We start from the raw sequence: 13168 nt of genomic DNA on the forward strand, positions 1-13168 counted from the left end.
TTATTTTTTTAAATGTAAATAATGATTGAGTTGTCCAAAAGAGATGTTTTCGTCGTTTGGAGAAAGTGTTTCGTGAAAATGTAATTTGTATTTAGGTTTAAGATGATCAATAATGAGATCCACAAGTACCGAGTTTTGAAAAACGCCGCCACTAAAAGCGATTTCTTTTGATTTTGAAAAAGCAGCTACTTTTTCGATGCATTTTACTAATGTATAATGAAAATTTAGAGCGATAATATCAAAGTCTTTATTGGTTTGAGCTGCTTTTGCAACTTGCAGTAAGAGCTTTTTTGTAGGTATTAAATGCGTTACTTCTTCGTCTTTTAAATAATCTTTCAATTTTAGATCCGATTTATTAAAAGCTTGTTGTGCTAAGTTTTCTAAATAAATTCCGGCTTCGGCTTCAAATAAAATAATTTCTTTAAACCCTAATGTAAAAGCAACTGCATCGATAAGTCTTCCCATTGAAGATGTTTTTATCGTGCTATTCTTGATTAGTTTACTGTATATTTTTAATTCGTTTTTATCAAAGTAAGATTGAAAAAAAACACTGTTTCTACTGATTGACAGTGCTGACATTTTTGGATTTTTTGCCATTTGATCGCCCAGAATCCAAGAAAAACATTCTAAATGTCCAATTCTGATTATTACATTATGATCATATTCGAAGAATTCACCACCAAATATTTCTGTGTCACTTCCAAATCCCGATCCATCCCAAATAACCCCAAGAATTTTAGATTTTTGCCAAAGTTTTTTTTCACTCAAAATTGCTGAAAAATGAGCTTCATGATGCTGAATTTTTACAGTTGCTACATTTTGATCTTTGCTGACAAGAGCCGAAATTATTTTATTGTTTTCATAATTTGGATGTCGATCGCAAACAACTGTTTTTGGAGAGAAATCGAAAAAGTGCTGGTAATTTTGTATCTTTTTTTCGAATCTGTTGTATGTGTCAAAATTTAATAAATCACCAATATATTCACTCATATAGACCTGATTATTTGGTGTTATGGTGATAGTGTTTTTTAATGTGGCGCCCAAACAAAGTAATCTTTCTGAAGTGTTTTCTAAAAAAGAGACGTCAAGATTTGGAGCAAAACCTCTGGCATTACGCAGGATAATTTTTTGTCTGTTCTTTCTGGAAAACTTAATCACAGAATCATCCTGAGAATTTTGAATTTCAAGGTTGTGATGCAAATAATAATCGGCAATAGGATTTAGTGTTTTTACAGCTTCATTTTGATCTGCAAAGATTGACGAGCCATTAAAATTTCCACTGGTTGCAATAAGCGGTTTCTGAAATAAATTAGAGATTAAATGCAGTATTCCTGAATTGGGTAACATCGCTCCAATTGTTTTCATGTTTGGAGCTATTTGTTCGAGGGCTAAATCTATTTGCTTTTTTAGAGGCAAAATAACAATAGGTGCCTGAGTAGATTTAAGTAATTCTTTTTCGGATTTATGACAAAATAAATGATTATCAATTTGTTTCGTGTCTGGAAATAATACAGCAAACGGTTTTGTTAAACGTTTTTTTCTGTTTCGTAATTCCTGAACTGTTTGGGCATTTGTAGCATCACAAAGGAGTAAATATCCCGAGGTGTTTTTTACAGCTATTATTTTTCCATCATTTAATTTTTGCGAAATGGTTTCGAAAATTTCTTTATTGGTTCCTGATATGATTGTTGCTGTGTTGTCTGTAAATAAGATTTTGATTCCACAATTTGGACAAGAATTCGTTTGGGAATGAAAACGAATGTTGCTAGGATTAGAGTACTCTTCTTCACATACGTCACACATTTTAAACGTATTCATACTGGTGTTTTCTCTTTCAAAAGGAAATTTTTCAGTAATAGCATATCTTGGTCCGCATGATGTACAACTGGTAAAAGGATAATAATAACGACTATTTTCAGGATCTAAAATTTCATCTTTACAGTTTTTACAAATCGCAAAATCAGGTGTTAATGGAGAATTAATTAAGATATTTTTTTCAGTAGGTTTAATAAAAAAATGATCAAATTTTTCTTCGGTTAAAACTTCTGAAATTTCAATTGCATTTATTTTTGCATATTTAGGATGCTTTCGTTTAATGTCATTATAAAATTCGATTATCGTTTTTTCAATTCCTTGTACAACAATAATAACCCCGGATTCAATATTAGAAACATATCCTTTTAAATTGAATTTAGTAGCGAGATTATATGTAAAAGGTCTAAAACCAACGCCTTGTACCGTGCCTGAAATTTTTATTTGAAATGAAGAACTCAACTGACGTAATTATTAAAATTTAAATTTTTCTATTTGGTTTAGAATCAGTTTGGTTACTTTTTCGATTGCATCATCTACTTTTGGCGAAAGCTTCATACACATTGGTTCCATTTTTAAAATGGTGATGGTATATAGATATATTTCGGGCATTGTATCTAGCATTGACATTATGTCGACCATGTCTTTTAGCCCAAAGTTGTGTCCGCTTAGAGATATCGGGAAATCATCAGAAAAACGAGGTTTCAAAAGTGTTATGGTTCCTTCTTCTTTTTCATCCATTGTGGCATCAACAATAATTACTTTTTGATGATTTTCTATATATGGAATGAGCGTAAAACCACCTGTTCCACCATCAATAAAAGAAATATATTCAGGGAATTGACTTTTGTCGATTCTGTTTATAAAATGTACACCAACACCTTCATCTCCCATTAAATAATTCCCAATTCCCAGAACAAGAATTTGATTTCCATCAGAATGAAATTCATCTAGTTTTCTTGTAATAAGTTCTTCTTGTTGCATACTTTTTCTCTTTTTAGAATACTATTATTTACAATCAATTCTGATTTGTTTTTTCGATTTTAACAGTTTCATTTTGATGATCCTCTTTGTCTTTTTTTATTCTTTCAGTTCTAACAAATTTATAACCGCTAACCATTGCTGATGTTTCGCCCAAACCTTCTAACCAATCATGAAAAAACACTAAATAAATATGAACAATTGCAAACAAAATGAAAGTCCAGGTTGTAAAATGATGAATAGTTCTAACATTAAAATCACCTCCAACTAAGTTGGTTACCCAGCCAAACATTTTAGGGAAAAACCAAGTAGAAGTAGGCTCATACATTGCAAATCCTGTCCCAATCATAATTAGCCCCATAAAAAACATAATGAGATAAGATGCCGCCGCAACACTATTATGACCTACAGCGCCCGAAGGAGAGCCATTTGTATGTTCGTTTTGTAAAAAAATGTCATATTTAACGACATGCCACATTCTTTTGAAACCTTCTTTCTTGAACGGAACAAAGACACGCCAATTAGCATATTTATTTCCTTTAAAAGCAAAATAAACTCTCAGAATCATAACAGCAACTAACAAATAGGCACACATAAAATGAATTTCACGAATGTATCCGAACCAAAATTGATCTGTTGCTTCTTTATTCGAAATAAGTCCAGGCGGGTTACCAATAATAAATCCGGTTATTACTAATCCCGTAATTGCCCAGGCATTTACCCAATGAAAAATCCTGATGGGTAATTGCCAGATATAAGCTCTTTTATAATCGTTAGTTTTTGTAGACATAACTTGAATTTTAAATAGTACAAATAGAAATGTCGTTTACTTCTTTGATGATATCGCCTTTTTCATCGTACAAATGCACTGCACAGGCAATACATGGATCAAATGAATGTATGGTTCTAATAATTTCAAGAGGTAATTCAGGATCTGCTACAGGTGTATTTAATAAACTGCTTTCATAGGGAGACCGTTGACCTTTAGGATCTCTTGGAGAAGCATTCCACGTTGAAGGAACTACTTGTTGATAATTGGCTACTTTGGCATCTTTTATCACAATCCAGTGACTTAAAGCTCCTCTTGGTGCTTCTACAAGTCCAACACCTTGTGCTTCTTTTGGCCATGTTGAGGTTTCCCATTTTTCCATATTGGCCATTTTAGTATCACCTTTTTTGATGTTTTCGATTAGATTATCAAAAAACTCCAGATTCCAATTGGCTACCAATTGTGATTCCAAAGCTCTTGCTGCAGTACGTCCTAAAGTCGAAAATAATGCTGAAGCAGGAAGTTGTAATTTTGATAAGGCCGAATCTATAATTTCTTTGAATTCGTCTCTTCCGGATGCATATCCTACCAGCATTCTTGCCAGTGGACCTGCTTCCATAGCGTGACCTTTCCATCTAGGTGTTTTGATAAAACTGTATTTTTCATCCACATTCAAATGTGTGTAAGGAGGTTTTGGACCTGTGTAATTTATTTTGGTTTCTCCTGCCCAGGGTTGTCTTCCGGATTTTCCATCTCCTTCATAATCGTACCACGAATTATTGACATATTCTTCAACGGTTTTTAGGTCTCTTAGATCTAAATCGTGAACTTTTGTCAAATCTTTATTTAGAATAACACCCGATGGAAATTTGAAAGTATCAATATTAGTATTATTATGCCCTTGCGTTGGAAAATCTCCAAAAGTCATAAAATTATGGAAACCTCCAATCGCTCCCCAATCTTTATAATAACCTGCAATAGCCAAAACATCCGGAAGGTAAACTTGCTCTACAAATCGTTTTCCATCTTCTAATAACTGTCTGACAAAAGCTAATCTTTCAGCATTTAATCCGCTTGCATCGTCAAGATTTATAGAACAAGCCATTCCTCCAACCAGAAAATTAGGATGCGGATTTTTACCTCCAAAAATAGCGTGAACCTTTACAATTTCTTTTTGCCATTCTAGTGCTTCAAGATAGTGCGCAGTAGCCATTAGATTAACTTCTGGCGGTAATTTCATTTGAGGATGCCCCCAATAACCATTGGCGAAAATTCCTAATTGTCCACTGGCAACAAATTTTTTCAGCCTTTTCTGTAAATCTGAAAAATAGCCTGGTGAACTTTTGGGCCAATTCGAAATAGATTGTGCTATTTGGGAAGTTTTTACAGGATCAGCATTTAAACCACTCAAAACATCTACCCAGTCAAAGGCATGAAGATGGTAAAAATGAACTACGTGATCGTGCATATATAAAGCTCCCAACATAATGTTTCTGACAATCTCTGCATTAGGCGGTACCACAATACCAAGTGCATCTTCAACCGCTCTCACAGATGCAGTCGCATGAGTTGAAGTACAAACGCCACAAGTTCTTTGTACAAATGCCCAAACATCTTTTGGGTTTCTGTCCTTAACAATATTTTCCAGACCTCTAACCATTGTTGAGGAAAGAAAAGCCTCTTGAATCGTACCATCTGAAATTTCTACTTCGGCCCTTAGATGGCCTTCTATTCTGGTAATTGGGTCTACAACTATTCTCTCTGCCATTTTATTTTTTTATAGATTATAAATCGTCTAAGTGTTTTTCGTTTTCAGTTCCCTGATTGATTCTATGATTTAGTTCTTCTTTTTTGGATATATTCGAAAGAACAGCGTGAGCTGCAATTCCTGCGGCAACTCCACCCAAAGCGATTTTGCCCAAAGTATCAGCATTAGCTTCAATATTACCCGGAGTTATAGAGGAATCTCTTGAATAGAAACTTCCGGCATCCCAAAAGTCTTTGGCACTACAACCAATACAACCATGCCCGGACTGAATAGGGTAACTTACGCCACCATTCCATTTCATGTTTCCGCAAGCATTATAAGTGCTTGGTCCTTTGCAGCCTACTTTATACAAGCAATAGCCTTTTTTGGCATTTTCGTCGTCGAAATTTTCGGCAAATAATCCGGCATCAAAATAGGGTCTTCGGTAACAGCTGTCGTGAACTCTTTTCGAATAAAAAGCTTTAGGACGACCGGCGCTATCCAGTTCCGGGAATTTTCCGAATGCAACAATATGCACAATAATTCCAGCCATAACTTCACCAATTGGCGGACAGCCCGGAACATTTATAATAGGTTTATCGGTAATAATTTTATGAATTGGCACTGCACCGGTAGGATTTGGCTTTGCAGCTTGTATGCAACCAGATGTTGCGCAACTTCCCCAAGCGATAATTGCTTTGGCTCCAGCCGCAGATTCTTTAAGAATCTCAATTGCACTTCTTCCGCCAATACAGCAGTAATTTCCATCAGCTCCCATTGGTATTGAGCCTTCAACACAAAGAATATATTCTCCTTTATATTTGTCCATTGTAGCTTTTTTAGCTGCTTCTGCCTGATGACCTGAAGCCGCCATTAAGGTTAAAGTATAATCCAGAGAGATTTTATCCAGAATTATATCAGCAACAATAGGATGGTCAGAACGAATAAAAGATTCGCTACAGCAAGTACATTCCTGAAAATGTTCCCAAATAACGGGAAGTCGCGGAGTACTTTCTAATGCTTTGGTAATTTGACCAATTGCAGAACTTTGAACCCCCATGTATGCGCCTATGTAAGCAACAAATTTTAAAAAATCTCTTCTGCTGTAACCTTGTCTTTCGATACTATTATAATAGGTTTCGTAGACTTTGTTTTTATCCTCCATACGCCATATGTTTTTAAGAAAGCTTTAATGTATTTTGAAAAATGATGAACTAACCGCATTAAATTTTGATTTAACGGGTTTCAAAAGTATTCTAGATTTTAGTTTATAAAGGTGATAATTGTCAGTTTTTACTTCTTTTTTAAAACTTAAATTTGCAAGCTTTAATTAAATGGGAGAAATAAAAATAGTATGCATGAGCTTTCTGTAGTGACTTCAATTGTGAAAATTGTTCAACAAGAAGTAGATAAAATAAAAGGTAAAAAAGCTTTAGAACTTTATCTGGAAATTGGAAAATTGTCCGGAGTTGAAATAACTTCTTTTCATTTTATATGGCCGCAATGCATTTATGGAAGTGTTTTAAGCGATGTAAAATTATTTATCGACGAACCAGTTGGTAAAGCCAGATGTGCCGAATGTGAAACTGAATTTCATATCAATAAAAGTTTTGACAGTTGTCCCAATTGTGATAGTCCGTTTAAAGAAATTATTGCAGGTAAAGAGTTGAAAATTAAGAAAATAATCATTAAATAAGTTTAATTATGTGTACCACTTGCGGATGTAGTTCTGATGAAAACGAAATAAGATTTACCAAGATAGGAGAGAAGCAGTCGCATTCTCATTCCCATTCTGGTCATTATCTCCATCACCATGATCATGAAGATCATCATCATGAGCAACATCACGATCACGATCATGACCATGATGATCATGATCATCATCACCACAATCATAATCATTCGCACAGTCATTCTCACGAAATAAATATTGTACAGCTTGAAAAAGATATTTTGTACAAAAACCAATTGACTGCAGAAAGAAACAGAGGTTTTTTTGAAGCTTTGAATATTTTTTCAGTCAATTTAGTGAGTTCTCCAGGTTCAGGAAAAACATCTTTATTAGAAAGAACAATTGCAGACTTAAAAGATAAAATTGCTTTTTCTGTAATCGAAGGGGATCAGCAAACTACAAACGACGCCGATAGAATTCATAAGTTAAATGTTCCCGTAATTCAGATTAATACTGGAAAAGGCTGTCATCTTGATAGCGAAATGATATCGCGAGCGGTAAAAGAATTAAAACCGGTTCAGGATTCTATTTTAATGATCGAAAATGTTGGGAATTTAGTTTGTCCTGCGATGTTTGATTTGGGCGAATTAAAACGAATTGTAATTATATCCGTTACCGAAGGCGAAGACAAACCGCTTAAATATCCGGATATGTTCTCAGGATCTCAAATCTGTATTATCAATAAAATTGACTTATTACCATATCTGATATTTGACTTAGAAAAACTAAAAGAATACGCCAGAAAAGTAAACCCACATTTGACTTTCTTTGAGGTTTCGGCTGCATCGGGAGAAGGTTTGCAAGCTTGGTATGATTATTTGACAGAATCTATAAAACAATAATTATGTGTTTAGCAGTTCCCGGAAGACTTGAAAAAGTAACAATAGAACTTGATGAAACTTTCAGAATAGGAATTGTTTCTTTTGAAGGTATTACTAAAGAAGTCAATCTGGCATTGGTTCCCGAAGCCAGAGAAGGAGATTATCTTTTAGTTCATGTTGGTGCAGCCATTGGAATCATTGATGAAGAAGAAGCCAAAAGAACGATGGAGATTTTAAAACAAATGGGGGAAGATTTAATTTTTGAAGATGAATAAAAAATCTGAAGTGATTCATTTACATCACGGGAGTGGTGGTGAACATATGACTAAATTGCTAAATGAGGTAATTTTTAAAATCTTAAAAAATGATATTTTAGAAGTACGTCATGATGGTGCATTTTTAAATATGTCTGGAAATCTGGCCTTTTCAACAGATAGTTATGTTATTTCTCCGGTATTTTTTAAAGGAGGAAATATTGGTGAACTCGCTGTAAATGGGACTGTAAATGATTTGTCAATGTGTGGTGCAATTCCTAAATATCTTTCTTTGGCTTTAATTATAGAAGAAGGTTTTGGCTTAGATGAATTTACTCAAATTATTAAGTCTATAAAACAAGCGGCTGATAAAGCAAATGTTCAAATTGTTACCGGAGACACCAAAGTAGTTGAAAGAGGAAAAGGAGATCAAATTTATATTAATACTTCCGGAATTGGAGTTGTTCATGAAAAAGCCAATATCAAAACTCAAAACATTCAGGAAAATGACGTTATCATTATAAACGGACCAATAGCTTCGCACGGAATGGCGATTATGTCTGAGCGTGAAGGATTGGAGTTTGAAAGTGATATTTTGAGTGATACAACCAATCTTAATCATACAGTTTTAGAATTAATAGAACAATTTGGAGATAAAATTCATTTTCTAAGAGATGCAACTCGCGGTGGATTAGCTTCTGTTTTACATGAAATAACAACAGAAATTAACTTAGGAATTTCTCTTTGTGAAGACAAAATAAAAGTAGAAAATCAGGTAAAAAGCGCTTGCGAATTATTAGGTTTAGATCCATTATATGTGGCTAATGAAGGAATTTTTGTTTGTGTTGCAGCTCCTGAAATTAAAGATGAGGTTTTGGCAATTTTACAAAAAGTAAACTCAAACGCTTCGGCAATAGGTTTTGTTACTGCTGAATTTCCCTCAAAAATAATTATCGAAAGTTCCTTTGGAGGTAAAAGAGTTGTAAATCCTTTAGTAGGAGAACAGTTGCCACGAATTTGTTAATCTTTTATAAAGGTTTTTTTGCCACGAATTCCACGAATTAACACGAATTTATTTTTTTAATTATTTTGCTAATTTCAAATAATTAAGCCATTTTTTAATCATTTTTAATCCTTTTAATCTGTGGCAAACTTTTTTAGATTACAGTATTAATTAGTGCTAATTCGTGGAATTCGTGGCGAAAAAAAAAGCGCCCGATTAATTCGAGCGCTTTTCATAATAAAATATATTTTTTAGATTTTCTCAATCCATTTTCTTGCGTTAACAAAAGCTTCATGCCAAGGCGAAACTTCATCGTTTCTGTCTTTTGGATAATGAGCCCAGTTCCATTGGAAAGTAGAACGCTCAATGTGAGGCATCATAACCAAATGTCTTCCTGTTTTGTCACACATCATTGCAGTGTTATAATCAGATCCGTTAGGGTTTGCAGGATAACCTTCGTAAGCATATTTAGAAACAATGTTGTAGTTTTCTTCGGCAAGTGGTAAATTGAATTTTCCTTCTCCGTGAGAAACCCAAACTCCCAAAGTACTTCCAGCCAATGTCGATAACATAACCGAATTATTCTCCTGAACTTTTACAGAAGTAAAGATACTTTCGTGTTTGTTACTTTCATTATGAAGCATTTTTCCGTGAACTTCATGCTCTGGATTAATAACTTCTAATTCCATAAACAACTGGCAACCGTTACAAATTCCAACAGATAAAGTGTCTTCTCTTTTGAAGAATTTATCCAAAGCTGTTTTTGCTTTTTCGTTATATAAGAAGGCTCCGGCCCAACCTTTAGCAGAACCTAAAACATCAGAGTTAGAGAATCCTCCGACAGCACCAATAAACTGAATGTCTTCAAGAGTTTCACGACCAGAAATTAAATCCGTCATGTGAACGTCTTTTACATCAAAACCTGCTAAGTACATAGCATTTGCCATTTCACGCTCAGAATTACTTCCTTTTTCACGGATAATAGCTGCTTTTGGTCTCTCGACTTCGCTCGAGATGACAGGCTTTTTACCAGTGAAATGTGCTGGAAAAGTATATTGTAAAACCTGATTTTTATAGTTTTCGAAACGTGCCTGAGCTCTTCCGTTTTTAGATTGTTTTTGATCTAATAAATAAGAAGTTTCAAACCAAATATCTCTGTAAGCTTTTATGTCTAAAGTCCAAAGTCCAAGGTCTAAAGTCTCAGTAGTTGTAGCTTTTCCTAATTTGAAGAATTCAATATTGTTAGCGTTCAATTTAGCTTCAACAGCTGCATCAGATTTTGCCTGGAAAACGATTCCGATGTTTTCAGCGAAAAGGATTTTCAATAAGTCTTTTTCTGCGAAAGCACTGAAATCAATTTTTGCTCCAAGATTCACATCAGCAAAACACAATTCTAATAAAGTAGTAATTAAACCACCGCTTCCGATATCGTGTCCAGCTAAAATTTGGCTTTCGCCGATTAATTCCTGAATCGTATTAAATGCATTTTTGAAGAAAGAAGCGTCTTTAATTGTAGAAGTTTCTTTTCCGATTGTGTTTCTGATTTGTGCAAAAGATGAACCTCCTAATTTGAAATCATCCTGAGACAAATTGATATAATAAATAGAATCTCCGTTTTTCTGTAAAACCGGTTCAACTACTTTTCTAATGTCTGTACAGTTTCCTCCAGCCGAAATAATAACCGTTCCCGGCGCGATTACTTCGTCGTTTGGATATTTTTGTTTCATCGAAAGTGAATCTTTTCCTGTTGGAATATTGATTCCCAATTCGATTGCAAAATCGGAGCAACCTTCAACAGCAGCGTATAAACGAGCGTCTTCACCTTCGTTTTTACAAGCCCACATCCAGTTTGCAGATAATGAAATTCCTTTTAAACCATCTTTAATTGGTGCCCAAACAATGTTTGATAACGATTCGGCAATCGCATTTCTACTTCCTGCAACTGGATCAATCAAAGCAGCGATAGGAGCGTGCCCAATAGAAGTCGCAATTCCTTCTTTTCCTAAATAATCCAGCGCCATAACTCCAACATTATTCAAAGGCAATTGAAGTGGTCCAGCATTTTGTTGTTTAGCCACTTTTCCGCCAACACAACGGTCCACTTTGTTTGTTAACCAGTCTTTTGAAGCAACAGCTTCTAAACGTAAAACATCTTTTAAGTATGATTCGAAATCTGCAGCGTTGTAAGCAACATCAGCATATTTTCTATCAATACTTTTATCAATCATAACCGTTTTTGGAGAACTTCCGAAGAAATCTTCTAAAGCATAATCCATCGGTTTTGAACCATTTGATTTTGATTCGAATGTAAAACGGTGATCTCCCGTAACATCTCCAACCTGATACATTGGCGAACGCTCTCTGTCAGCAATTCTTTGTAATGTATCAATATCTTTTTGACCAATAACCAATCCCATTCTTTCCTGAGATTCGTTACCAATAATTTCTTTTGCAGAAAGTGTAGGGTCTCCAACCGGTAATTTATCCAAATCGATTAAACCTCCAGTTTCTTCTACCAATTCCGAAAGACAGTTTAAGTGTCCTCCAGCTCCGTGATCATGAATCGAAACAATTGGATTATTATCGCTTTCTACCAAACCACGAATCGCGTTGGCAGCACGTTTTTGCATTTCGGGATTTGAACGTTGGATTGCATTTAGCTCAATTCCTGAACCAAAAGCTCCTGTATCTGCAGATGAAACCGCAGCTCCACCCATTCCGATTCTATAATTTTCTCCACCAAGAATTACGATTTTATCACCTTCTTGTGGTTTCTTTTTGATTGCCTGATCTAATTTTCCGTAACCAATTCCGCCCGCTTGCATGATTACTTTATCGTAACCAATTTTACGGTCGTTTTCTGAATGTTCGAAAGTTAAAACCGAACCTGTAATTAACGGTTGCCCGAATTTATTTCCAAAATCAGAAGCTCCGTTTGAAGCTTTGATCAAAATATCCATTGGAGTTTGGTACAACCATTTTCTTTCTTCAACAGCATTTTCCCATTTTCTGTCGTCATTTAAACGAGAATATGAAGTCATGTAAACTGCTGTTCCAGCTAATGGAAGTGAACCTTGACCACCAGCTAAACGGTCACGAATTTCTCCTCCTGAACCTGTTGCAGCTCCATTGAAAGGCTCTACAGTTGTTGGAAAATTGTGTGTTTCTGCTTTTAGAGATAAAACCGAATCAAATTCTTTTATCTCGTAATAATCTGGTTTGTCAGCTGTTTTTGGTGCAAACTGCTGCACTTTTGGTCCTTTTACAAAAGCAACGTTGTCTTTGTAAGCAGACACTATATCGTTAGGATTTTCCTGTGATGTTTTTTTGATTAATTTAAAAAGAGAAGTTTCTTTTTCTTCACCATCAATTACAAAAGTTCCGTTAAAAATTTTGTGACGACAGTGCTCTGAATTCGCTTGTGAGAAAGCAAAAATTTCAGAATCTGTTAACTTTCTTCCAAGTTTTACAGCAAGATTGTCTAGATAATCAACTTCTTCCTGGCTTAAAGCCAAACCTTCAACTTTATTATAAGTCGCAATATCATCGATCTCCAGAATTGGTTCCGGCTGAACGTTGATAGTGAAGATTTCCTGATCTAATTGATTGAATTTTTGTGAAAGCATTGGATCAAAATCCGCGAAATCTTCCGTTGCCGGATGAAATTCTTCAATTCTGATAATGCCCGGAATACCCATATTTTGAGTAATTTCTACAGCATTTGTACTCCAAGGTGTGATCATAGTGGCACGAGGACCAACAAAAAAATCCGTCAGTGCGGATTTTTCGATCTTATTAGAGTTGGCAAAAAGCCAGTTTAATTTTGAAATGTCTTGAGCCGAAATTTCGTTTTGCGTTTGTACGGCAAAAACAGTTTTGCTTTGGTTTTCAAAGAAATGGATCATTGTGATGTGTAGTTTGTTGTATTGAGGTGCAAATTTAGTGTAAATAAATAGCAAGCGCAAATTTGAAAACAAACTCTTTTGAAAAAAAATAGAGGCGTTTTTTTGAAACCTATATGGGTAGAGACGCACAGCAGTGCGTCTATC

Annotated in this window: 10 protein-coding genes; 4 read left to right on the forward strand and 6 right to left on the reverse strand. The window is 34.9% G+C overall.

Translation table 11 applies throughout. The features are described from left to right. The 5 genes from hypF to C8C83_RS16620 are packed head-to-tail and all read right to left on the reverse strand — an operon-like array spanning window position 1 to window position 6474. On the reverse strand, window positions 1-2274 hold the full coding sequence (gene hypF, locus C8C83_RS16600) for a carbamoyltransferase HypF (protein ID WP_132011819.1): 2274 nt from the start codon (window positions 2272-2274) through the stop codon (window positions 1-3). A 12-nt stretch (window positions 2275-2286) separates the two neighbouring features. Beyond that, window positions 2287-2796: a HyaD/HybD family hydrogenase maturation endopeptidase gene (locus tag C8C83_RS16605; protein ID WP_121329527.1), complete on the reverse strand. Its 510-nt coding sequence runs from the start codon at window positions 2794-2796 to the stop codon at window positions 2287-2289. A 34-nt stretch (window positions 2797-2830) separates the two neighbouring features. Further along, the gene (gene cybH, locus C8C83_RS16610; protein ID WP_121329528.1) at window positions 2831-3583 is read right to left on the reverse strand and encodes a Ni/Fe-hydrogenase, b-type cytochrome subunit; all 753 of its coding nucleotides are present in this window, start codon (window positions 3581-3583) and stop codon (window positions 2831-2833) included. A 10-nt stretch (window positions 3584-3593) separates the two neighbouring features. Beyond that, window positions 3594-5330 (reverse strand): nickel-dependent hydrogenase large subunit, encoded by a 1737-nt coding sequence (locus C8C83_RS16615; RefSeq protein WP_121329529.1) that lies wholly within the window; start codon window positions 5328-5330, stop codon window positions 3594-3596. Window positions 5331-5346: 16 nt separating this feature from the next. Beyond that, a complete protein-coding gene (locus tag C8C83_RS16620; RefSeq protein WP_121329530.1) occupies window positions 5347-6474 on the reverse strand; it encodes a hydrogenase small subunit in 1128 nt (375 codons plus the stop codon). 189 nt (window positions 6475-6663) lie between these two features. On the opposite strand from C8C83_RS16620, the gene C8C83_RS16625 reads away from it, so the two are divergent. The 4 genes from C8C83_RS16625 to hypE are packed head-to-tail and all read left to right on the forward strand — an operon-like array spanning window position 6664 to window position 9140. After that, window positions 6664-7005 carry a hydrogenase maturation nickel metallochaperone HypA gene (locus C8C83_RS16625; protein ID WP_121329531.1) on the forward strand — a complete coding sequence of 114 codons (342 nt, stop codon included), beginning with the start codon at window positions 6664-6666 and terminating at the stop codon, window positions 7003-7005. Between the two features lie 8 nt (window positions 7006-7013). Continuing rightward, window positions 7014-7883: a hydrogenase nickel incorporation protein HypB gene (gene hypB, locus C8C83_RS16630; protein ID WP_121329532.1), complete on the forward strand. Its 870-nt coding sequence runs from the start codon at window positions 7014-7016 to the stop codon at window positions 7881-7883. A 2-nt stretch (window positions 7884-7885) separates the two neighbouring features. After that, window positions 7886-8137 (forward strand): HypC/HybG/HupF family hydrogenase formation chaperone, encoded by a 252-nt coding sequence (locus tag C8C83_RS16635; RefSeq protein ID WP_121329533.1) that lies wholly within the window; start codon window positions 7886-7888, stop codon window positions 8135-8137. Further along, window positions 8130-9140: a hydrogenase expression/formation protein HypE gene (gene hypE, locus C8C83_RS16640; protein ID WP_121329534.1), complete on the forward strand. Its 1011-nt coding sequence runs from the start codon at window positions 8130-8132 to the stop codon at window positions 9138-9140. The genes C8C83_RS16635 and hypE overlap by 8 nt, the downstream gene beginning before the upstream one ends. A gap of 230 nt (window positions 9141-9370) precedes the next feature. Here the strand turns inward: hypE and purL are convergent, their stop codons facing one another. Beyond that, the gene (gene purL, locus C8C83_RS16645; RefSeq protein WP_121329535.1) at window positions 9371-13024 is read right to left on the reverse strand and encodes a phosphoribosylformylglycinamidine synthase; all 3654 of its coding nucleotides are present in this window, start codon (window positions 13022-13024) and stop codon (window positions 9371-9373) included. Between the last annotated feature and the right edge of the window lie 144 nt (window positions 13025-13168).

The sequence above is a fragment of the Flavobacterium sp. 90 genome (genome assembly GCF_004339525.1).
Lineage (GTDB): Bacteria > Bacteroidota > Bacteroidia > Flavobacteriales > Flavobacteriaceae > Flavobacterium.